At 56.5% G+C, this 24,352-nt stretch carries 13 protein-coding genes and 1 tRNA gene; 12 read left to right on the top strand and 2 right to left on the bottom strand.

What is annotated here, in order from left to right:
• Positions 1-108: 108 nt before the first annotated feature.
• The 7 genes from AC1AY0_RS04175 (at position 109) to AC1AY0_RS04145 (ending at position 19,507) form a co-directional block, all read left to right on the top strand.
• A complete protein-coding gene (locus AC1AY0_RS04175; protein WP_476523099.1) occupies positions 109-1,431 on the top strand; it encodes an ABC transporter substrate-binding protein in 1,323 nt (440 codons plus the stop codon).
• 272 nt (positions 1,432-1,703) lie between these two features.
• A complete protein-coding gene (locus tag AC1AY0_RS04170) occupies positions 1,704-2,630 on the top strand; it encodes a carbohydrate ABC transporter permease (protein ID WP_476522982.1) in 927 nt (308 codons plus the stop codon).
• 20 nt (positions 2,631-2,650) lie between these two features.
• Complete coding sequence (locus AC1AY0_RS04165) at positions 2,651-3,469, top strand: carbohydrate ABC transporter permease (RefSeq protein ID WP_214375376.1); 819 nt, start codon at positions 2,651-2,653, stop codon at positions 3,467-3,469.
• Between the two features lie 125 nt (positions 3,470-3,594).
• Entirely contained in the window at positions 3,595-5,571 is a 1,977-nt protein-coding gene (locus tag AC1AY0_RS04160) for a glycoside hydrolase family 127 protein (protein WP_476525913.1), read from the top strand.
• A 784-nt stretch (positions 5,572-6,355) separates the two neighbouring features.
• The gene (locus tag AC1AY0_RS04155) at positions 6,356-12,280 is read left to right on the top strand and encodes an Ig-like domain-containing protein (RefSeq protein ID WP_476522980.1); all 5,925 of its coding nucleotides are present in this window, start codon (positions 6,356-6,358) and stop codon (positions 12,278-12,280) included.
• 455 nt (positions 12,281-12,735) lie between these two features.
• Positions 12,736-18,519 (top strand): beta-L-arabinobiosidase HypBA2, encoded by a 5,784-nt coding sequence (hypBA2, locus tag AC1AY0_RS04150; RefSeq protein WP_476522979.1) that lies wholly within the window; start codon positions 12,736-12,738, stop codon positions 18,517-18,519.
• Between the two features lie 142 nt (positions 18,520-18,661).
• Complete coding sequence (locus AC1AY0_RS04145; protein WP_476522978.1) at positions 18,662-19,507, top strand: YggS family pyridoxal phosphate-dependent enzyme; 846 nt, start codon at positions 18,662-18,664, stop codon at positions 19,505-19,507.
• Between the two features lie 183 nt (positions 19,508-19,690).
• Here the strand turns inward: AC1AY0_RS04145 and AC1AY0_RS04140 are convergent, their stop codons facing one another.
• Positions 19,691-20,704, bottom strand: a complete 1,014-nt coding sequence (locus AC1AY0_RS04140) for a ribose-phosphate diphosphokinase (RefSeq protein ID WP_476522977.1) — start codon at positions 20,702-20,704, stop codon at positions 19,691-19,693.
• A gap of 255 nt (positions 20,705-20,959) precedes the next feature.
• Here AC1AY0_RS04140 and rpsF point away from each other — a divergent pair, with 255 nt between their 5' ends.
• The 5 genes from rpsF to AC1AY0_RS04115 all read left to right on the top strand — a co-directional run bounded on the left by rpsF (position 20,960) and on the right by AC1AY0_RS04115 (position 23,300).
• The gene (gene rpsF, locus AC1AY0_RS04135; protein WP_003828111.1) at positions 20,960-21,250 is read left to right on the top strand and encodes a 30S ribosomal protein S6; all 291 of its coding nucleotides are present in this window, start codon (positions 20,960-20,962) and stop codon (positions 21,248-21,250) included.
• A 77-nt stretch (positions 21,251-21,327) separates the two neighbouring features.
• A complete protein-coding gene (gene ssb, locus AC1AY0_RS04130) occupies positions 21,328-22,032 on the top strand; it encodes a single-stranded DNA-binding protein (protein WP_476522976.1) in 705 nt (234 codons plus the stop codon).
• A 92-nt stretch (positions 22,033-22,124) separates the two neighbouring features.
• On the top strand, positions 22,125-22,373 hold the full coding sequence (rpsR, locus tag AC1AY0_RS04125) for a 30S ribosomal protein S18 (protein WP_476522975.1): 249 nt from the start codon (positions 22,125-22,127) through the stop codon (positions 22,371-22,373).
• A gap of 18 nt (positions 22,374-22,391) precedes the next feature.
• Positions 22,392-22,838 carry a 50S ribosomal protein L9 gene (gene rplI / locus AC1AY0_RS04120; protein WP_476522974.1) on the top strand — a complete coding sequence of 149 codons (447 nt, stop codon included), beginning with the start codon at positions 22,392-22,394 and terminating at the stop codon, positions 22,836-22,838.
• A 388-nt stretch (positions 22,839-23,226) separates the two neighbouring features.
• Positions 23,227-23,300, top strand: a tRNA-Lys gene (locus AC1AY0_RS04115).
• 70 nt (positions 23,301-23,370) lie between these two features.
• Here the strand turns inward: AC1AY0_RS04115 and AC1AY0_RS04110 are convergent.
• The gene (locus AC1AY0_RS04110; RefSeq protein ID WP_476522973.1) at positions 23,371-24,186 is read right to left on the bottom strand and encodes an HAD family hydrolase; all 816 of its coding nucleotides are present in this window, start codon (positions 24,184-24,186) and stop codon (positions 23,371-23,373) included.
• Between the last annotated feature and the right edge of the window lie 166 nt (positions 24,187-24,352).

The raw sequence follows: 24,352 nt of genomic DNA, 5'->3' as shown, positions 1-24,352 counted from the left end.
AGAGTTTCGTTCTACCGAAGGAGGATGGAACGGAACCTCGAAGGACCGGAGGCGGAAACTCCGCCACCGCCTCTCAGAGATGAGCGGAAAGTTTTAGAGAAAGAAGCGATTATGTCCTTCAACAAGGTCACTCGTGCACTCGCCGGCATCGCTGCCGCTGCAATGCTGATCCCGCTGGCCGCCTGCGGCGGTTCCGGCAATGGTGGTTCCGCCACTGCCGAAGGCATCCCGGCCAAGGGTACCGATGATGGTACCGAAATCACCCTGTGGACCCGTTCTCCGCTGGAGCGTCAGGCCAAGGCTGCTGTCGAGGCTTACAACAAGAGCCACAAGAACCAGGTCAAGCTGGAAATCATCCCGAACGATGATATGGAAGGCAAGGTCGGCGGCGCTTCCCAGACCGACTCCCTGCCTGACATCCTCGCCGGCGACGTTGTGCGTATTCCGTACTGGGCTTCCGAAGGTATCTTCACCGAGATCACCGATCAGATCAACGGTCTCGACAACCTGAAGGACATCCAGCAGGGCCACATCAAGGCCGGTACTGTGGACGGCGCTGAGTACACCCTGCCGTTCATCACCGACGTTTCCGTGTGGGTTTGGAACAAGGACCTGTACAAGGAGGCTGGCCTGGATCCTGAGCAGGGCCCGACCGACATCAAGACCTTCACCGAGCAGGCCAAGGCTGTTGCAGCCCTGAACAAGGACGGCGTTGCCGGTTCCTACCTCGCTGGCCAGTCCGGTGGCGCTCTGGTCTTCGACCTCTTCCCGTCCGTGTGGGCTGATGGCGAATCCGTCATGAACGACGATGGCACCGAAGCCACCCTGAACAACGATTCCATGAAGGCCGTGCTCGACTCCTACAAGGAACTCGCCAACACCACCAACGGCCTCGGCGCAGGCTCCAAGGAAGAGACTGGTGCCACTTGGACCGCTCCGTTCGCCAACGGCAAGATTGGTGTGATGCCTTACCCGAACACCTCCCTCAACGACATCTTCGATGCTGAGAAGGATGGCGGCTTCCAGGTTGGCGTGACCCCGATCGCCGGCACCTCCGGCAAGACCTCCACCTTCCTCGGTGGCGACGCCATGGGTATCTCCAAGGACTCCAAGCATGTTGCTCAGGCCTGGAACTTCCTCTACTGGCTGATGCAGTCTGACACTCAGAAGGAAGTCTTCGCTGACAACGGCTACACCGCTTCCAACATCGAGACCCTGAAGACCGCTTACGACAACGCTGATCCTCGTATCCAGACCATCAACTCCACCATCATCGATGGCAACGGCCAGACCCCGAAGTCCGCAGCCTTCAACGAAGCCTTCAACGCCGCTGGTTCTCCGTGGCAGCTGCTCGTCCAGAACGCTGTCTGGGGCTCCGGTGATCTCAAGGCTGACAACCAGGCCGTGACCGACGTCCTGTCCGCTCAGTGATCTGATTGGATCTGCTGAACTAGCTACCAATGCATAACTGAATTGCTCTCCCTCAGTCACCTTCAGTGACTGAGGGGAGCATCATCATGCTCTACACATTTTCGACTGTGTTCTGCTGCCAAGGTCGATTCCTTTTTCTTCCTGTTTGCATCTCCTTCCTTTCTCCTTCGCAACCAGGAATCGGCCTTGATAACGGATTGCATTCGAGTCCGAAATTCGATCAATGTTCGATCGTCTGATCACATCTATCAATCCCCACAAAGGAGTGAAACATGTCAAGTGTTTCCAAGTCCGCCGCGGCCGTGCCAGAGCACAAGTCCACGGCAAAGGCCCAGGCGTTCAAGCGCGGTATTCTGTACGCGCTTCCGGACTGGGTGATGATTATCGTCCTGTTCTTCGTGCCGATTGTGCTGCTCGTCATCATGGCTTGCTCTCGTTGGAGCCTGCTGGGCGGCAACCGTGGCACCAACTTCCCGGACAACTTCACTAAGGTATTCGAGCATAAGCTGTTCTGGCCTTCCATCGGCTTCACGCTTGAATACACCGTGATCGTGACGATCTTCCTGCTGGTACTTGGCCTTGGTATGGCTCTGATTGTGCAGGAATCCACCAAGTGGAACAATGTGCTGCGTACCTGCTTCCTACTGCCGTCCGCAACCGGTCTTGCCTCCGCATCCCTGCTGTTCTACGCACTGTACTCCCCGCAGGTCGGCCCGATCACCAAGATTCTCTCCACCTTGGGTCTGATGGAGGAAGGTGGTTCGGTGCTCGCCACTGGCCAATCCGCACTGTGGGCCACGATTATCGTCATCGTGTGGCGCTTCTCCGGCTACTACATGCTGCTCATGATGATTGGTCTGCAGGCTATTCCTGGTGATCTGTACGAAGCCGCTCGCATGGATGGCGCTGGTACTTGGCGTATCTTCCGCTCTATCACTCTGCCGCTGATGAAGCCGACCATCGTGATGTGCTTGGTCTACTGCGTGACTGGTTCCATCCTCGCCTTCGATCAGTTCTTCATTCTGACTAAGGGCGGCCCGAACAACTCCACGATGACCGTTGTGCAGCTCATCTACAACTTCGCCTTCGATTCCAAGAAGGACCTCGGTATGGCCGCAGCCCTGTCGCTGATCGTGCTCATCGCCCTGGTGATTATCAACTCCATCCAGATGCGCGGTATGCGCGACAACACCAAGTGAGAAAGGGGAGGTAATTCATTATGACTACCCCATTGTGGAAGCGCGTCATCGCTCGTATTCTTGAGGGCTTGCTTGCCCTGATCTTCATCAGCCCACTGATTTGGGTTGTGATTAGCTCCTTCAGCCCGCAGCCGGGTTCCGCCCAGTCCAAGGGCTGGGGTGTGGCCAACTACCTGACCCTGTTCGGATATCAGGAAGGTCTGCCGAAGTACCTGTTCAACTCCATCATTGTGAGCTTGGTGGCTGTGGTGTTCTCCGTAGTGGTGTGCACCTTGGCTGGCTACTCCTTCTCCCGCTTCGATTACCCGGGCCGCAACCTCGGCTTCATGGTGACCCTGTCCATCCTCATGGTGCCATACGCATCCCTGCTGATCCCGTTGATGGTGTGGTTCAAGGACATCGGCCTCAACGACACCCTGCTCGGCGTTGGCCTGGTGATCACGCTGTTCCAGCTGCCAATGAGCACCTTCATCATGCGTAACGCATTCGATGCCATTCCGAAGGATATGGAAGAGGCCGCCATGGTTGATGGCTGCAACTCCTTCCAGGCCCTTGTCAAGATTCTGGTGCCGGTGGTCAAGCCCTCCATGGTGACCGTTGGTCTGCTCGCCTTCCTTGAAGCATGGAACAACTTCATGATTCCGCTGTACTTGAGCTCCTCCGCAAAGTCCACCTTGCCGCTCGCCATGGTGAACATGCGCCAGCAGACCATGGGCGTCATCGACTACGGTGCCACCGAAGCCGGCGTTGTAGTCCTCCTCATCCCCTGCGCCATCCTCTTCCTCGCCCTCCAGAAGTACTACGTCAAGGGCTTCATGGCTGGAGCTGTAAAGGGATGATTCCTCCCTTTGGCTCCCCTTGTCAGGGGAGCTGTCACCGCAGGTGACTGAGGGGTAGTTCCCGCTCAAGAGAACGAAGCCTTGTTCAAACTTCTCATCACAAAAACATTTGTGAAAGGTCAATCATGAAGGTAACGATTACCTCCCCGTTCTGGAAGCAGCGTCGCGACCAGATCGTTGAGTCGGTGATCCCGTACCAGTGGGGTGTGATGAACGACGAAATCGAAACCGTCGTTCCTGATGACCCGGCTGGTAACCAGCTCTCCGACAATAAGAGCCATGCTGTAGCTAATCTCAAGGTGGCTGCTGGCGAACTTGATGACGAGTTCCACGGCATGGTCTTCCAAGATTCCGACGTCTACAAGTGGCTGGAAGAGGCGGCCTACGCACTGGCCTATCATCCGGATCCTGAGCTCAAGGCCCTGTGCGATCAGACTGTTGATCTCATCGCCCGCGCTCAACAGGATGATGGCTATCTGGACACCCCATACCAAATCAAGTCCGGAGTCTGGGCCAATCGCCCGCGCTTCAGCTTGATTCAGCAGAGCCACGAAATGTATGTGATGGGCCACTACATTGAAGCCGCAGTCGCCTATCACCAAGTCACCGGCAATGAGCAGGTTCTTGAAGTCGCCAAGAAAATGGCCGACTGCCTGGACGCTAACTTCGGTCCGGAAGACGGCAAGATTCATGGCGCTGACGGTCACCCGGAAATCGAACTGGCATTGGCCAAGCTCTATGAAGAAACCCATGAGGAGCGTTACTTGACGCTCGCTCAGTACCTCATCGACGTGCGCGGCCAGGATCCGCAGTTCTATACCAAGCAGCTCAAGGCGCTGAACGGCGATAATATTTTCCCCGACCTTGGCTTCTACAAGCCCAGCTACTTCCAAGCAGCTCAGCCTGTGCGCGATCAGCAGACCGCAGACGGTCACGCCGTGCGCGTCGGCTACCTGTGCACTGGCGTGGCGCACGTCGGGCGACTGCTCGGAGATGAGGGTCTGATTGAAACGGCCAAGCGTTTCTGGAAGAACATCGTCACCAAGCGCATGTATGTCACTGGTGCCATCGGCTCCACTCACGTGGGCGAATCGTTCACCTATGACTACGATTTGCCGAACGATACGATGTACGGCGAAACCTGTGCGTCCGTGTCCATGAGCATGTTCGCTCTGCAGATGCTCGATATCGAAGCTAAGGGCGAATACGCTGATGTGCTCGAAAAGGAACTGTTCAACGGTTCTATTGCCGGTATTTCCCTGGATGGCAAGCAGTACTACTACGTCAACGCGTTGGAAACCACACCGGATGGTCTGGCAAACCCGGATCGCCACCATGTGTTGTCTCATCGCGTGGATTGGTTCGGCTGCGCATGCTGCCCGGCTAACATTGCTCGTCTCATCGCATCTGTGGATCGTTACATCTACACCGAGCGTGACGGCGGCAAGACGGTGTTGAGCCACCAGTTCATCGCCAATAACGCGCAATTCGAGTCCGGTCTTACGGTGGAACAGCGCTCCAACTTCCCGTGGGATGGCCACGTGGAATACACGGTGAGCCTGCCGTCTTCTGCGGCGCTGAGCTCGGTACGCTTCGGCCTGCGCATTCCTGGATGGTCGCTGGCCTCCTACACGCTGACCGTGAACGGCGAGCCTGCAGCCGCTGATGTGGAAGACGGATTCGTGTACTTGGTGGTCAACGCTGGTGACACGTTGGAGATTGTACTTGACCTTGATATGTCGGTGAAGTTCGTGCGCGCGAACTCCCACGTGCGCTCCGACGCCGGCCAGGTGGCCGTGCTGCGTGGCCCGCTGGTCTACTGCGCTGAGCAGGCGGATAACCCCGGTGATCTGTGGAACTATCGTCTGGCTGATGGCGTGACCGGTGCGGATGCTGCAGTGGAATTCAAGGCTGATCTGCTGGGCGGTGTCGATACCATCGCGTTGCCGGCCGTACGTGAAACGGCTGATGATGCGGATGCTCCACTGTATGTGGATGCCGATGAAGCGCGCGCTGGTGAGCCGGCCACGCTGAAGTTGGTGCCGTACTACTCCTGGGCTAACCGCAAGGTTGGCGAGATGCGAGTCTTCCAGCGCCGATAGGCCAGAAGATTCAATGCAATAAAGATTCTTATGTGACTGCCGGTCGTATGAGCGGCAGTCACATAGGCCAGAAGCGCCATCGATTGGAGCCGAGAAACGCATCTGGGGAATGAGGGTCTCCCGTGCAAGGTAACTTGCGCGGGAGATTTTTAATTATAAGCTCCCTCTGTATCTGCTTCCGCTGGCGGGAGCTGGCTCGCGAAGCGAGACTGAGGGTGGTCTCTGCAGCTGTTGCCGATGCTCTGGCCGGCTTTGCTACTAACTCCGCTGGCTTGCACTGTGCGCAACGCGATGTGCAACACGATGCATCTTAGTGCGAAAATAATTGCGAAATATAAGAAAACTCCAGGCTTTTGCTGTTTGTAACTATTGAATTTGCTGGGGAAAACTTGAGAAAGCCTATTCGCAGAGATATACTAGCCTCACGTTTGATGGACCGCTCCAAAGATGTATACAGGTCTATTGAACTACTTGTTCCGCAAGAGCAATACAAGATATGAAGTCATCGACTAAGTCGTCGATGAATCGTGCGGATAGTAAGCGTCTGTTGGGAGATAGACGACAATACAGCAGTAGTTCACCACAGCTGTGGTTCGGTGTATCACTTGCCGATATGTTCGTCATGCATCCCTCATCTGCGTATGAGGCTTTCCGTATTCCACGACTTCATGTCTTTGGAACGAGAAGAAAGGCCATAGTCAATATGGTTGCAAAGAAGCGACACATTCTAGTGAGGCGATCGGCGACGATTGCTCTCGCTGGTGTGCTCAGTGTGGGAATGGTGATGCCGTTTACCACCACTGCTGTGGCAGCAGATGGCGTAAGCAGAACCAATACTTCTCTGGGGTATCCAACATTCCGAGGTGATGCAGATCCGATTCCGGCAGTCGATGGACTTGCTACTAATTCCATTAATCCGGCAACAAGTTACCTGCAGAAAATATTCGATCAAGACAAAGCGAATGGTGCTGGCAGTGATACCAGCCATGATTTCTGGATTGACCGCATGCTCACCCGTACCGGCAACGAGCCACAAGCAGTAAGCGGTGCTGATCCGGTGCAGGGACCATACGGACCTGAATACACCGTTGCCCAAGGCACTGCTGCTGACGGTAGCAAGTATTCCTACAACGGTCCTGACGGTAACAGCTATCTGTTCACTCGCGGTCGAGCCGCGTTCATGTACACCTACGATACGTCCGTGATTGGCTTCGGCGGCAACCTGGCTTACTGGGATGTGACCGGTGAAGAAGGCTATGACATTACTGCTACGGTGAACGGCCAGCAGGTGGCATTCACGGAAGACGCTGCGCAACGCAAGCAGACTCCAAGCTACTGGACCAGCGTGTACACCAATGCGGATAAGTCGCTGACTATCACGGTTATCAAGTACATCACCAATAACAATGTGCTTGTGACCGATTTGCAGCTGACCGGCACTGTGGATCAGGATGTGACGCTGACTGCTAATGCGCCGCTCGCTACCACTGCCGAAGGGGATGAACTGACCGGTCGCTTTGCTGCAAAGAACGATCTCACCACCGTATATCCGCGTTTCTCCGGCAATGGTTTTACCCCGCAGGACGGCAAGCTGGTCAGCACTGTGCATGTGAGTGCCAACGCCGATCCAGTGCGTACCAAGGTGCAGCTGGGTCTTGTCACTGATGAAATCCCAGAATCCCATACTGAGTATGATGCCACCAAGAGTGGGGAGCGTCAGGATCCAGCCGCAAGCTACACCACGCACGTGACCGAATACAACCAGTGGTGGGTAGACAACATTCCTTACATCGAAACTCCTGAGCACAACATCGACAAGACGCTGTTCTACCGCTGGTGGTTGTCTCGCTTCAACTATCTTGACGCCAACATTCCTGGCGGTCCAATGGCCTTCCCGACCTCAATCGAAGGCGTGCTGGGCTACAACAACGCCATCGATCTGACCGTTGGTATGTTCATCGACGATCTCAAGTGGATGCGCAACCCTGAATACTCCTACGGTCCGTGGCTCAACATGGGTGAGAATGCTCGTGAAAACGGTCAGTATCGCGATAACCAGGCCGATCCACAGAACTGGGGCGCAAGCCACACCCAGTGGATTAGCGAAGCTGCATGGAAGTCCTACCAGATTCACGGCGGTGACGCGGATATCGCGCAAAAGTTTGCCGATTACGCGTACGGTGACACCAAGGGCCAGATTGCTTCTCTTGATTCCGATGGTGATTATCTGCTGGATACCAACTGGAACGCTTGGACTGGTAACGATGCTGACGCTGTGTCCTTCGATGAAGTGAGCGGCGCTCGCCTTGACCGAGCCGAAAGCGCCACTGTGTATGCAGGAGCCAAGGCAGCAGCTGAAGCCTACCGCGAAGTGGGCGGTGCCGACAACGAAGCCAAGGCCAAGGAAATGGATGAGTATGCTGCCAAGATTAAGGAAAGCGTGCTCAGTAACCTGTGGGATTCCAATGACAAGCTGATTCGTCACCAGTTCGCCAACGGTGAGAAGGCCGGTCAACAGGCAAAGTACAAGGAAATCAACAACTTCACCCCGTACTTCACTGATCTGATGCCGTCCGAGGATGATAAGGACTACAACGACGATTACGAATCGGCGTTGCGTCTGCTCGGCGATGCCGACCAGCATCCGATCTTCCCATTCGCCACGGCGAACCAAGCGGACGACAAGCTGGTGCGTGAGCTGGGTAAGAAGCCGACGAACAACTTCTCCGTCATTAACTCCACGCTGTACTTCCGCGCCTACTCTGAAGCCATCCGCAAGTATCACGCTGCCGATAAGGGTTACGTGACACCAGAGAACTTCAAGCAGCTGCTCTACTGGAATGCATTTGCGCATTATCAGGGCGGAGATAACCGCTTGACCGACCAGAACGAGTTCTGGAACAACGCCTCCACCGAGAACGGTGGCAAGGTTCAGTACCGTTCCTGGATTCACCACACTCAGCTGGGCACTACCAACTGGGCTGTTGTGGAAGACGTGGCCGGCGTGCGCACCCGCACCGACAACAAGCTCGAACTGTATCCGATCGCCATTCCCGGTTGGGATCACTTCATCGTGAACAATCTGAGCTACCACGGCAAGGATTTGACGGTGGTGTGGAACGGTGACGGACACTACTCCACTGCGCCGAAGGGCTACAGCGCCTACATTGGAGGCCAGCTTGCCTTCACTTCCGACAAACTTGCACATGTTGTGTACGATCCGACTTCCGGCAAGGTCACGGTTAAGGATGATTCCGGCGCCAAGATAACCTCCAATGCCAAGTCTGATCTGCCTGATGCCAAGGGCGTGGTCTACAAGGCCACCGACCGCGTCACTCAGGTGCTGGCCAAAGCTGGCGTCAACGCTGTCAATGACAACGCTGACAAGACCAACGCTACCAACGTGGCCAAGGGCGCCAAGGTAAGCGCAACGTTCGAAGCTAACGATTCCACTCGCGCAGCCAAGAACGCCGTTGATGGAACCACATCGAACAACAACTTCTGGGCCACCAAGGGCACTCCAAACAAGACGGATACACTTACGGTGGACTTCGGCAAGGACCAGACTATCGACGATGTGCGCTTGTACTTCTACAAGACCACGACCTCCGCCACGACGTCCGGTTATGCCGAGCCGCAGATGTACACGGTGGAATACCTCGACTCTGCCGATAACCAATGGAAGGCGGTGCCTGATCAGGCTCGTACTCCGGCTATCGCACAAGGCAACCTCAACCGAGTGCAGTTCACGCCTGTTACTACTTCGCAGATTCGCGTGACTGTGACCCCACAGTCCGGCTATGCGGTGGGCCTCAAGGAAATTGAGGCGTACAACACGGGCGAAAAGGCTGAAGCCACTGGCAATGCTGCGCCGAAGGTTGATGCCTACGTGAAGGACACTCGCGTTGGCCGTGTGGAAATCAGCGGTTCCGTCAAGGACGATGGCCTGCCGAACGGCAAGCTCAGCACCGAGTGGAGCGTGGTTTCCGCACCTGAAGGCGGCGAAGCTTCCATCGAAGATCCGAATGCTGTGACCACCGTGGTGAAGTTCTCCAAGGAAGGCACGTACACACTGCGTCTGACCGCTTCCGATGGTGATAAGACCGGCTCATTCGACGTCTCCGTTCAGGCCACTGTTTCCGACGGCACTGTCAACGTGGCGCCTAACGCTACGCCATCCGCCAGCTACACGGCTACCAACTGGTACAACATCAAAACCGTTAACGACGGCAAGATTGTGTACAACCAGAATGAAGGCTACTCCACTAATGCATGGGGTACTTGGAACGAGAACAACAAGGAAAGCGAATGGCTCCAGTACGACTGGGATACTCCGCAGCGTCTGACCCGCGCTTCCGTGGCCTTCTGGTATGACGGCGGCGGCACTATGGTGCCCAAGAGCTGGAAGTTGCAGTATGACGACGGCAACGGCAACTGGGTTGACGTACCGTTGAAGGAAGGCACATCTTACCCGGCGAATGCTGACCAGATGAATAATGTGGAGTTTGCCTCCACCATCACTACCAGCAAGCTGCGTGCCACGTTCTACGCTAGCGGAAGCTACTATTCCATCGCCGTATCCGAGTTCGAAGCCTATGCCGAAGATCCATTGGGTGTTGACCCGGTGGAGGTCGCAGTCAAGACTGGTGAGCAGCCGAAGTTGCCTGAAACCGTGGACGTGTACTACGGCGACGGTTCTCGCGTGGCCTTGCCGGTAACTTGGGACAAGATTGATTCCAGCAAGCTGACCAATGATGGTGATTTCACCATCGCCGGTACGCTCAAGGGTTCGTCACTGCCTGCTGAAGCACACATCTGGGTGCGTTCTTCGCCAGGAAGCACGATGAATGCCACGGTTGATATCGAGCAGAGCGTCTACGTGGGCGCCAAGTCCATCGATCTGCCCAAGCAGGTTGTGGGCGTCTCCAATTCGGGTGACAACCATATGTTGCCGGTCAAGTGGAATGATGCAGACGTCAAGGCCATCGATCTGAACAAGGTCGGAGACTATGTGGTCAATGGCGTTGCCACCAGCGACATCAACCCCAGCGATCAGCCGACTGCCAAGCTCACAGTCCACGTGATTGAGGGCAAGGGCGGCGAAGCCCCACAGCCGACTCCGGTCGACAAGACTGCGCTTTCCGAGGCAGTCGACAAGGCGGCCAAGACCGATCATTCGGTTTATGACTCGGCCAAACTCGACGCATTGGATAAGGCGCTTGCCGATGGCCAGCGCGTGCTCGCCAATGGTGCCGCGACTAAGGCTGACGTTGACGCTGCTGCCAAGGCCATTACTGATGCCATTGCCGATCTCGGCGATAAGCTCGACCCGGCTCCGCGCAACGTAGCCCCGAATGCCACGGTGAATCCGTCCTACGTCACCAGTTGGAACAAGGCCGAAGCTGTCAATGATGGTGAGGTGGTTTTCACTCCGACTGGCAACACTGATACCGATAACCCGAAGGTATGGGGCACCTGGTCCGCCAGCAACCCTGCGCAGCAGTCAATGGAGTACGACTGGGAGAACCCGGTGAACCTGAACAAGGTATCCGCTTACTTCTGGTATGACAATGAGGCAGACAACACTGCCGCCAACGTACCGCTGCCCAAGGGCTGGACTGTGCAGTACTGGGATGCTGAGGCAAACGATTGGAAGGATGTCACCCTTGCCGATGGCTCTGCCTACACGGTTGCCAAGGACAAGGCCAGCACGGTCGAATTTGACGCGGTGAACACCTCCAAGCTGCGCGTGGTAATCGATGCGAACACCGATGGCACCAACTACGCCGCCATTGGAGTCAGCGAGATTGCCGCCTATGCCGCTGCCGATACGCTGGATACCTCTGCACTCGACAAGGCCATCACCGATGCCGAAGAGCTCAAGGCCGAAGATTATGTCTCCGGTTGGGATGAGTTCCAGGCTGCATTGGATAAGGCCAAGCAAGTGCAGGCGGATGCCAAGGACGGCAAGGTTGATCAGCAGGCTGTCGATGCTGCGGTCAAGTCGCTTAACGATGCGATTGCCGCATTGAAGAAGCCGGCCAAGGTTACGCAGATCGCCATTGAAGGTGCTCCAGACGGTGCGCTGAAGGTGGGTGATACTGCCGTGTTGACTGCCAAGGTGACGCCCGATGATGCCGTGGATCAGACGGTAAGCTGGTCTTCCGATAACACTGCGGCCGTTTCGGTGAACGATAAGGGCGAGATCACGGCTCTTGCTGTTGGCTCTGCCAAGGTTACCGCGACTGCGAATGATGGTAGCGGAGTCTCCGCCTCGGTGACCATCACGGTTGAAGAGAAGTCTGAGCCTGGGCCTGGTCCAGAGCCCGGAGACACGGTGAATGTGGACGAGCTCAACAATCTTATTGCCAAGGCAGAAGGCGTGAACTCTGCAAAGTACACGCCGGATTCCTTCAAGGCTTTGGGCGTGGCGTTGAGTCGTGCCAAGGCTGTTGCGGCGGATGCTGCACAGGGCAAGGCCTCGCAGGAGCAGGTAGATGCCGCAGCTAAGGCATTGCAGCAGGCTCTTGATGCATTGGTCAAGCTTCCTGCTCAGCAGGGTGGCAATAACCATAACAATGCCTCCAATGCTGGCAAGAAGGGCAGCTTGACTAACACCGGCTCCTCGGTGGAAATGATAATCAAGCTCGCTGTGCTTGCCGCAGCAGTTGGCGCCGGACTCATTGTGGTCCGCCGTCGCCGTGACTGACGGGCTCGCTCGTAGATGACGGCAGTAGGCCGCCGTTGCAGATGGTGATTACTATCTGCAACGGCGGCCTTTCTTATGCTGTTTGATGCTGCTTTGCCGGTATTGGTTTTGTAGACACGCAGTACTTTTGCGAAAATACGGTGCGAAAACATGAAAATAACACGGTTTTTGTTTGTTTTTATCCTTGCGATTACAGGGAAAAGTTTGCGAAACCGTATTCGCTTGGTATGATATGAAATCAGTTTTGGCAAGGTCGCTCCAACCTAAGCTTCTAAAGACCGGATGCTTAACCAGGCCTGCCGAACCCTCATTCCAGAACCCCTAACCAATGAAGGATAACTGGTGGATAACGGACTGCGTGGTCCGATGCCCACAGTAGAGGTTCCGGCCGCACGGCTGCGGCATGCTTCTCAAGCAAATAGGCGAGAGGCCGGAACAGAGAGGTTTCATCAGGAATGCATCAATCAACACGAAAGCGGTGGCTTGCGTCAGTAGGCGCAGTTGCTGCAGTCGCCACGTTAGCCACTGGCGGCGCGTTCACCGCGAATGCGGCGGACACAGTAAGCCATCCCAATGCGGACGTGGCTTATCCAACATTCACCGGTTCCAGTGATCCCATGAAGACGGCGGCCAACAAGGTTACATACAACCCGACTACCAGCTACTTGGCCGAGACGTTTAAGCAGGATCAAGCCAATCTCGCCGGTACAGACACTGATCATGATTTCTGGATCGACTCCATTCTGGCCCGCACAGGTGCACAGCCGACTGGCAAGAGCTCCAATGATGGTGGCGACTACACCTATGAAGGTTCGGACGGCAACAATTACCTGTTCACCCGTGGCCGTGCCGCCTACATGTACACGCACACTCCAGGTCGGCTTGGTTTCGTGGGTGATACTGCGTACTGGGATCAGACCAGCCAGAACGGCTACACCATCACGGTAGAAGCTGATGGCAAGACCCAGACGCTCAACGAAGATACCTCACAGCGCAAGCAAACCCCGAGCTACTTCAAAACTGTTTTCCAAACCAGCGGCAAGACGCTGAAAATCACCGAAGTCAAATACATCACCAATAACAATGTGATGGTGGCCAACCTGACTGTGGAAAGCACCACTGACCGCGACGTAACCATTACCGCAGCCTCGCCGTTCGCTACCACCGGTGACGATGGCGCTACCGAACTGACCGGTCGATTCAATGTCAAGAACAATCTGACCACCATCTATCCACGCTTCTCCGGCAACGACTTCACCGTCTCTGGCGGCAAGCTCACCTCCACGCTGTCGCTCAAGGCAGGAGATGCTCAGACCACCAAACTGCAGCTGGGCCTTATCGCCAACGAACTGCCGGACTCCACCACCGAGTACGAAGCTCGCTACACCGGCGATCTCAAGGATCCGGCAGCCTCCTACAAGGATTCCGTCACCGCATACAACCAGTGGTGGGTCGATAACGCTCCCTACGTGGACACTCCGGAAGACAACATCGACAAAACCGTTGTGTACCGCTGGTGGCTGAGCCGCTTCAACATGCTCGACGCCAACATGCCTGGCAACACCTTCCAATACCCGACCTCCATCGAAGGCGTGCTCGGCTACAACAACCAGATCGTGCTCACCTCCGGCATGTTCATGATGGACACCAAGTGGTTCCGTAACCCGGAGTATTCCTACGGCACTTGGCTGTCCGCTGGAGACACTGCCAAGAAGGGCCAGTCCGGCTATTACTACTACCATGACAATCCGGGCGATCCGGCCAACTGGAATCATTCCTACACGCAGTACATCACGCGTGCTGGTTGGGATTCCTACAAGGTGCACGGCGGTCCATCCACTGTGGCTGAAAAGCTCGCCGATCAAGGTGCCGAGGATGTGCAGGGTCTGCTCAACTCCAGCACCGAGCCGGACAATAACGACAATCAGAACAGCAATAAGAACAGCCTGATTGACTGGTCCTGGTGGTCAATGACCGGCAATGATGCGGATGCTGTTTCCTTCTCCGAGCCTGGCCGTTCTGGCCAGCGCATGGATCGTGCAGATGGTTCTGCCAACATGTGGGCCAACGCCAACGCAGCAGCCCAGGCATACAAGGCAGCCGGCGACACCGCCAACGCTGAGAAGATGCAGAAGATCGCTGATGATATCAAGCAGGATGTGCTCGACAACCTGTGGGATTCCTCTGATAATCTGCTCAAGCACAAGTGGCTTAAGGATGGCGCTTTCGCCAAGTACAAGGAAATCAACAACTACTACCCGTACTCCGAAGGCCTGATGCCAACCGGCAACAGCGATTACAACGAAGCGCTGCGTCTGTTCGCGGATTCCGACGAGTTCCCGATCTTCCCGTTCTTCACCGCCAACCAGGCGGATAAGGCAGCCCTGAACTTCCCGGGTTCCAACAACTTCTCCATCATCAACGCTCAACCGTTGCTGCAGGTCTACTCGGCTGGCATTCGTAACTACGATGCCAACACGAACGGCTACATCACCAACGAACAGTTCAAGAAGCTGCTGTACTGGGTGGCATTCGCCCACTATCAGGGAGGCAACAACGAGTACCCAGACCAGAACGAGTTCTGGAATGAGGACAACAACAATGTTGGCGATCTGAACGGCGACGGCAAGGTCAACAATCAGGATAAGAACCTTGATGCCGCACAGAACGGCGGCAAGATTACCTACCGTTCTTGGATCCACCACACCCAGCTCGGCACCACGAACTGGACGATGATCGAGGACGTTGCCGGCATGGTTCCGCGCGAGGATAACAAGATCGAGCTCAACCCGATCGAAATCCCCGGATGGGACTACTTCACGGTGAATAACCTGAGCTACCACGATCAGGACGTTTCCATCGTGTGGGATAAGGACGGCAGCCACTACGGTGGCCAAGCAGGCTACAGCCTCTATGTGGGCGGCAAGCTGGCCTTCACCTCCGACAAGCTCGCACACCTCATCTACGATCCGTCCACGGGCACGGTTGAGGATGCCGACAATGCCGGTGTGACCATCACCAGCGCAACGGGCTCCACGCTCAAGGCTGCCAACGAGGTGACCTTCACTTCCGACCAGCGCGTAACCGACCTGTTCGCCAAGGCTGGCGCCAACGTTGACTCTGCTTCCACCTCCACCACCAACGTTGCCAAGGATGGCACCACTGAGGCCACCTACAACGATGCCAAGGGCTACGGCAAGGAGAACGCTGTTGATGGCAGGACCGTTATGGAATCGTTCTGGGGAACCAAGGGCTCCAAGAACAAGACTGATTCCCTGACTGTTACGTTCAAGGACGGCGCTCAGGATATCGACGATATCCGCCTCTACTACTACCAGACCTCGTCCAGCCAGACGATCTCCGGTTATGCAGAACCCGCCAACTACAAGCTGGAATATCAGAAGGAAGACGGCACATGGGCTCCGATTGAAGGCCAGGTGCGCACTCCAAACTATGCCAGCGCCAATTACAACCGCATCCAGTTCACCAAGGTGAAGGCCAAGGCTATTCGCGCCACATTCACGCCGCAAGCCGGCATGGCTGTGGGTCTCAAGGAAATTGAGGCATACAACACCGATATCAAGCCGACCGCCACCTCCGAGAACCAAGCTCCTGAAGTCGACGCCTACGTTTCCTCCAGCACTGCATCCGGTGCCACGCTGGTTGGCACGGTAAAGGATGACGGTCTGCCGGCAGACGGCGACATCACCACCAAGTGGGAGATGGTCTCCGGACCGGAGAACGGCGTTGCCAAGTTTGTGGATGATACTGCTGCCAGCACCACCGTCACCTTCAATAAGGAAGGCGATTATGTGCTCAAGCTCACCGCCTCCGACGGCGAACTGAGCGCTGACAAGCAGATTACCGTGCACGGCATTCCGTCTGACGGTACCGTGAACGTGGCTTCGCAAGCCTCCGCAACCGCCAGCTACACCAACGGTTACCAGCCGTCCGATAACGCCAAGAAGGTTGTCGACGGTCAGGTGGTCTACACCAACACTCCGAACGAAACCTGGAACAACTGGGGCGACAACACTGGCGTTGAGCCGTGGCTGCAGCTCAAGTGGGCCGGCAAGGTGCCGCTGAAGAAAGCCAAGCTGTACTTCTGGACTGATGGCGGCGGTGTGCCGATGGTCACGTCCTGGAAGCTGCAGTACGCCGATGCGGATGGCAATTGGCAGGATGTCAAGCTGGCTGACGGCCAGTCCTACACCACGGTTCAGAACCAGGGCAACGAAGTGAAGTTCGCTGAGACTGTGGAAACCGACAAGCTGCGCGTCGTCTTCCCGAAGGGTGCGATTGTTGGTGCTTCCGAGTTCGAGGCATACGCTGTTGAGCCGCAGTCCGTGGACGAAGTCAACCGCATGGTTCAAACCGGCACCAAGGCTGCTGATCTGAACCTGCCGAAGACCGTAAGCGCTACCTACACTGATGGCTCCCGCCGCGACCTCGCTGTCACTTGGGGCAATGTGACCGATGACCAGCTCGCTGTCGATGGTGCCAACATCGATGTGAAGGGTACTGTTGCCGGTGCTTTGAGCGGCTCGGTTGCTCACGTTTCCGTTCGCTCCGATGCCAATGCACAGACCAAGGGTAACGCTCAGCTGGTTGAACAAACCGTCTACCAGAACGCCAAGTCCATTGATCTGCCCACCACAGTTCCGGTCAAGTTCCCGAACGGTGTGAATGATGACCGCGAAGTCACGTGGACAGATGCCGATGTTAAAGCCATCGATCTGACCACTATCGGTGACTACAAGGTCAGCGGTACCGTCAAGGACGGTTCCTCCGACGCTTCCGCAACGTTGACCGTTCACGTCGTAGCCGATCCAAACGGTTCCTCCGAACCAGAACCTGAACCTGAACCGCTGACCGGTTGGATTGAAGGCAAGGCCACGAACACCTCCGTTTCCGCTGAAGCCAGCTGGTCCAAGGCCGAAGGCAAGCTCAACGACGGCGTAGTCGTCGATGATACTTGGCCCGATACTGACGATCAGGATGTCAACAGCAAGGTCTGGGGCTCCTGGGGTGCAGCCGTTGACGGCATGTACGCTCAGTACGACTTCGGCCAGGACGTGACGGTTGATTCCAGCCGTGCCCAGTTCTGGGCCAACTTCGGCGAAACCGATGACGCCAAGGGAGGCTTGGAGATTCCGGACGCTTGGAAGATTCAGTACCTTGCGGAAGACGGCACTTGGCAGGACGTGGTTCCGACCGCTGACGGTGCGTACAACACTGTGCGCAACTCGCCGGCTGCTCGTGCCACCGACAACGATGGCTGGAGCACAGTAACCTTCGAGCCAGTCACCACCAAGTCGCTGCGTCTCGTGCTCACTCCGCACACCGGTACCGGCACCTTCGGTGCAGCCGTGGCCGAGTGGGGCGTGCATGCTGCTGACAAGACTGAGCCGGAGCCTGAACCAGTCGATAAGACTGCGCTTAAGACTGCCCTGGACGCAGCCAACAGCCTCGACGGAACCAAGTTCGCCGCTGACGCATACGCCGAGTTCCAGCAGTCCATCGTCGATGCGCAAGCTGTCTACGATGCTGCCGACGCCACCGCCGAGGATGTAGCCAAGGCAGTCGAAGCTCTGAACGCCGCCCAGGACAAGCTCAAGGGCTACACCCTGGCCGACGAACAAGCCAAGACTGATCTGCAGACGCTCATCGACCAGGCCAAGCAGGCTCAGACCGATTCCTCCAAGTACACCGAGGATTCGTTCAAGGCCGCTAAGCTGGACGAAGCCATCGCTGCCGGTGAGGCCGCGCTCGCCAAGGACGATCAGGCGCTCGCTACTGAGGTCTCTGGTGCTACCGCTGGCCTGCAAGCTTCCTTGAAGACCCTCGTTAAGAAGGTTGTTAAGGATAATCTCCAGTCTTCGATTGACCGTGCCAACAAGGCTGATAAGTCGAAGTACACCGAGAAGGCTTGGAATGCTCTGCAGGATGCCATCAAGGCAGCTCAGCAAGTGCTTGATAACGCCGATGCCACGCAGGCTGAAGTTGATGCCGCTCAGGATGCTTTGGACAAGGCGTTCTACAACACCAAGGGTGAGCAGAAGCCTGGTTCCCAGCAGCCTGGTGTGACCGACAACAAGAACACCAAGGGTGACTTGACCGACACCGGTGCCGCAGTTTCTGCTGTGGCTGCCGTGGCCGTGCTGCTCGCCGCCGCAGGTGTGACTATCCTGAAGCGCCGCCAGTCCGGTACTAACGGTTCGGCCCACCACTCCGCCTGATTCCCTGTGAGCCCCACTCCGATGAGTGGGGCTCATTGTTTCAACTATCGCCAAACGTGATTGTCATTTGCGCACAGTTTGCCATATAACTGTGCGCAAATACGGTTACGATAGTGAGGAATCACATCTCGGGGGAGCATATATGACGGCATACATGGATCACAAGGATTTAGCGAACGAGGTTATCGATTCGTCTCGAGCGCAAGAAATCGCGGATGGTGTGCACCGTGTGCTTGACCGTATTGCAGCAGCTGAATCCGTTGCGGGGCGCGAAGCCGGTTCTGTGAAGCTGCTTGCTGCTACCAAAACCCGTGATGTCGGTGAAATTCTGGCTGCTATCGATGCCGGTGTGCGCATGATTGGAGAGAACCGTCCGCAGGAAGTCGTGGCTAAAGCTGCAGGCTTGGCGAAGCTGCTGGGGGAGCGCGGATTTACTTTGGGTGCAACTCACGAAGATGATGGGGCTGGTGCTGCGTCTGATGCTGTGACTGATGCTGCTCAGCATATTCCATTCCATTTGATTGGCCAGCTGCAGGCCAATAAAATCGGCAAAGTGCTGCCGGTCGTGAACACCATCGAGTCGGTTGATTCTATTGAACTTGCGGAGAAGATTGCACGCCGTGCCACGATGCGAGGCATTACGGTCGGCGTGCTGTTGGAAGTCAACGAATCCGGTGAGGAATCCAAGTCCGGTTGTGCGCCGAGCCATGCCATTGATTTGGCCAAGCGCATTGCTGCCATGGGCGGACTGGAATTGCAAGGTTTGATGACAATCGGTGCCCATGTGGATGACGAGCGTACGATTCGTGCTGGTTTTGCGCATTTGCGCCGCACCCGTGATCAGATTCTCGCCTCCGGGGCCGAAGGCACGGCGGGCTGCACTGAACTTTCCATGGGTATGACCCATGACATGGAACTCGCCATCGAAGAAGGTTCCACCATCGTGCGCGTAGGCACCGCCATCTTCGGCGAACGAGCCTTCATCTAGTAGCTGAGGCCCCCTCTGACGAGTGTGCTATATCGGATAATTCCGAGGATTAGGGAGAATCTTATTCTTGGCCCCCTCTGACGAGGGGGCTGTCGAACGAAGTGAGACTGGGGGAGAGAAGAAAAGGCGACCCAAAGGTCGCCTTTCACAAAACAGCATCGGTCGAAGACCGATACCAATCAATCACGCGTAAATATTGCGCGGACGCATATCCTCCGGCAGACCCTCAAGCAGAATCGCCACAGAACCTTCCTCGAACACAGAACGAATACCAGCAGCGAGCAGCGGAGCCACAGACAGCACAGTCATATTTGGCAGACGCTTGGATTCCGGAATCGGCACCGTATCCATAAACACGATTTCATGTGCGCCGCAGTTCTTCAGGCGCTCAACAGCTGGACCGGAAAGCAGACCGTGCGTGGCCACCAGCGTCACCGACTTGGCGCCGGATTCATTCAGCGTACGTACGGCTTCGCAAATCGTGCCGGCGGTGTCGACCATATCGTCAACCACCACGCAGTCACGGCCATCCACATCACCGATAATGCCATGCGCCTCGGCATGGTTCGGACGCGTGATGTCGCGCTGCTTGTGAATAAAGGCCAGCGGCAGATTGCCGAGCTTGGCGGCCCACTGCTCAGACACCTTGATACGACCGGCATCCGGGGAGACGATGGTGGTGTTGCTCAGATCCACGGCGGAACGCACATAGTCAAGCAGCACAGGCATAGCGGTCAGGTGATCGACCGGGCCATCGAAGAAGCCCTGCTCCTGAGCGGCATGCAAATCGACAGTCATAATACGGTCGGCGCCAGCAGCGTGGAACAGATCGAAAATCAGGCGAGCGGTGATGGGCTCACGGCCGCGATGCTTCTTATCCTGGCGGGAATAGCCCAGGAATGGAGCCACCACGGTGATGGACTTGGCGGAGGCGCGCTTCAGGGCGTCGATCATGATGAGCTGTTCCATGATCCACTTGTTGATATCGCCTGAATGGCACTGCAGCACGAACACATCCGCGCCACGCACCGGCTTGGCGAAGCGCACGTACATCTCGCCGTTGGCGAAGTCGTATGCAGTGGTCTCCAGAATCTCGGTGCCCAAGCATTCGGCCACCTTCTCAGCCAGCTCGGGGTAGGCGCGGCCCGTGACCAGAACGAGTCGTTTATCCGGAGTGCCTTCAAGAATTGCCGACATGCTTTCGCATCCTTTTGTGTTGTTGTGAATTTCAGCCTCATCTAGTGTACAAGCACCCCTGAGCGAGCAGCGCCGGAATGTGATGATTGTGTTGAGGCGTTTGCTGTCTGGCCTTGGCCATAAGATGTGCAAGTTGCCCAAATGGGAGTAGTGCGCCTGCACTGCGCTGTACTACACAGTACTGAACCTGGGGCAAGCGTATACACACTCCTGCCACGGAACGTCCGTGGCCGAATAGTCCGAAGGAGGTGGGTGATGTCTGCGCACAAGTACGAACTGATGTTCATCGCCGATCCTGAGCTGGATGAGCGCGGTCTGAAGAAGCTGACCGAGCAGTATCTGGAACTCGTCACCAAGGAAGGCGGTTCTTTCGATGAGCCCGATTACTGGGGCCGTCGCAAGCTCGCCTATGAGATTGCCGGTAAGACCGAAGGCAACTACGTCGTCGTGAAGTACACCGCTGAGCCCGCAACTAGCGATGAGCTCGACCGTGTTCTGAACCTCAACGAATCCGTGATCCGTACGAAGATTCTTCGTAAGGGCTGAATTCACAGCGTTTAGCGTTTAGTCAGCTGAAGAGCTGATGTGCAAGTAAGAGCAACACGCAAGTAAGAAGGCATGGCATGGCAGGCGAAACCATTATCACCGTGGTCGGTAACCTTACCCGTGATCCTGAGCTGCGCACTATTGGCAGTGGATCGACGGTGGTGAACTTCACCATCGCTGCTTCCACTCGTCAGTACAACCGCAACACGAATCAGTGGGAAGATGGCGACACGCTGTTCATGAACTGCTCGGCATGGGATGGTCGCGCTTCGTCGCTGGCCTCCAACATTGCCAGCACGCTGTCCAAGGGCATGCGCGTGATTGCTCAGGGTCGTCTGACCCAGCGTTCCTACCAGGCCCAAGATGGAAGCCAGCGCACGGTTGTTGAACTGCGCGTCGATGAGATTGGCCCAGCGCTGTCTCGCGCCACCGCTCAGGTGACTCGCCAGACCAGCCAGGGTGGCTTCCAGGGCCGTTCGGGCGGATTCCAGGGTGGTCAGCCCGGTCAGGGCTACGGTAATCAGGCTGGCCAGGGTGCTGGTAGTGGTTACAACGGTGGCCAGTCCGGTTACGCCGGTGGTCAAGGCCAGGGCGGTTATAACGGTGGTTATCAGGGTGGTGCTGGATATTCCCAGCAGCCTGCCCAGTCTGCACCGGCCGCTCAGCCCGCGCCTGCTGTCGATCCGTGGAGCTCTGGCTCCGCTGGTGCCGCTGATACTGGTGGCTTCACCTTTGGTGGATCTTCCGAGTTCGGTGGCGATGATAACGATCCGGAATTCTAAATTCTGCGTTCTGGATTCTGCTAACTGACGCGAATTACTGCACACAGCTGTAACAGCAGCAATCAAATTTAAAGATTTATAAGGAGAACATCATGTCCCGTAAGAGGCCGCAACCGCCGGTCAAGCCGTTCAAGAAGAAGCCGAACCCACTGAAGGCTGCTAAGATCACCGAGATCGATTACAAGGACGTTGCCCTGCTGCGCAAGTTCATTTCCGATCGCGGCAAGATTCGTTCCCGCCGTATCACCGGTGTGACCGTTCAGGAACAGCGCGAGATCGCTAAGGCTATCAAGAACGCCCGCGAGATGGCTCTGCTGCCGTACGCCACTTCCGGTCGCTGAGTTAGAAAGGCTTGAACAATGGCTGAATCTAAGGTTATTCTCACCAAGACCGTGGCTCACCTGGGTCACCCGGGCGACGTTGTCACCGTCAAGTCTGGCTACGCTCGTAACTACCTGTTCCCGCAGCACCTGGCCTTCGCTTGGACCAAGGGCGCTGAGGCTCAGATCACCGCTATGAAGCGCGCTCGTCTGGCCAAGGCTGTTGCCACCCGTGAAGACGCCGTGGCTGCCAAGGCTGCTATCGAGGGCACCACTGTCGAGATCGCTGCCAAGGTTTCCGAGTCCGGCAAGCTGTTCGGTGGCATCTCCAAGGAAGCCATCGCCATCGCTCTGGCTGACAAGGCTCCTGTGGATCCGAAGGCCATCGAGGTTGAGACCATCAAGACCACCGGCGATTTCCCCGCCAAGGTGGCCCTCCACCCGGAGATTACCGCTTCCTTCTTCGTGAAGGTCGTGGCCGAGTGAACCATTCCAGCATCCCGCTGGAATATTTCAGGCTAAAAGTCTGAGCTTAAGCATCTGAAAGCCCCGTGCTGCAATCAATATGAGATTGCACACGGGGTTTTCGTTATATCTGGCTCTCTCTGATTTCGGCTCCCTCTGATGAGGGAGCTGGCAGCCGAAGGCTGACTGAGGGAGAGAAGAAGAGCGGCCTCAGGCCGCGGGCAAATTGTGTTCTTTTTGTGAAAACAAAAAGAACACTCCTCATGTATCACCACTTCAATCCCGCAACCCTCAAAAATCACCAAAATAAAAACGTTGAAATTCCAGGCGACACGCCGAGGCTTGCGCTCGAGACGAATCTGAGTATATTTATCACTCGTTGCAAGGAACACTTCAACAACTAACCAACGCCCCTGTAGCTCAGTTGGTTAGAGCAGCTGACTCTTAATCAGCGTGTCCAGGGTTCGAATCCCTGCGGGGGCACAGACAACCGGAATCGAAAGATTCCGGTTTTTGTTTTTCTGGTCTAGCCCGTACTTTTCGGTGGCTTCGACTAGCGGAGCAGTTGGTGCAGCGCCGCTGCGAGGCCATTGCGATCGACGTTCGGGGCGATCATGTCGGCCGCCGATTTGACGGCCGCAGTGCCGTTGCCCATAGCGACGCCGACGCCGGCGGCCTGGATCATCTCAAGGTCATTGTCGCTGTCGCCGATGGCGATCGTGTCGGATAGCGGTACTCCGAGTCGTTGCGCGACTTTCACGAGTGCTGTGCCTTTGTCTACTCCGGGGATGAGGATTTCGCCGTTATCGTCGCTGGATGCGTTGATGGATCCGTGGATGATGGTCGCGTAGCCGGTGAGCTCTCGTCGTACGTCTTCCACGGTGAGACTGCCATCCTCGGGGACGTAGAACGTGCCTTTGCGAACCGGCGGAAGAGGGGCGAAATGGTCGGCGATGGTGTGCCAGGAGCCGCGCATCTGCGGATGCCGCACCAGTTTCTTCCAGATACCGAGCCGGTACAGGTAGCGTTCGGTGGCGTGCATGCCGTCGGGGCAGTGCCAGGCATACGGCATGGCATGCTTGGCGAAGAACGAGGTCGCCTTGCGGACGGATTCCGTGGGCATGTGCTCGTCGATGATGGTCTCGCCGTCGAGCTCGGCGCATGCGCCTCCGTCGGACACGATGCCGTCGAACCCGAGTTCGAGAACCGGCGGATCGATATCCAGTGCCGCGCGGCCCGAGCAGATGAACAGCCTGTGGCCGGCCTGCTGTGCGCGGCGGCATTCCTCGCGCGCCGATTCGGGAATGCGGTGGTGGCTGTCCAGCAGCGTGCCGTCGATGTCGATGAATACCAGTTTGGTCTTGCTCATGTGTGTGCTCCTGTGAAATGCTGACTGCGATGTCTGCGCTGTGCGTATACCTCTAAGCGTAATTCATTCGAATGAATTACGCAATGAGTGGCTGTTGTTCGTGTTATAAATCCGAATGAATATAAGTCATGCGATAATATGAATGCTGTAAGTCGCGGTGATGCGA

The sequence above is a fragment of the Bifidobacterium sp. LH_416 genome (assembly GCF_056357055.1).
The sequence above is the reverse complement of the archived record's forward strand: the minus strand, read 5'-3'. Positions and strand labels throughout refer to the sequence as shown.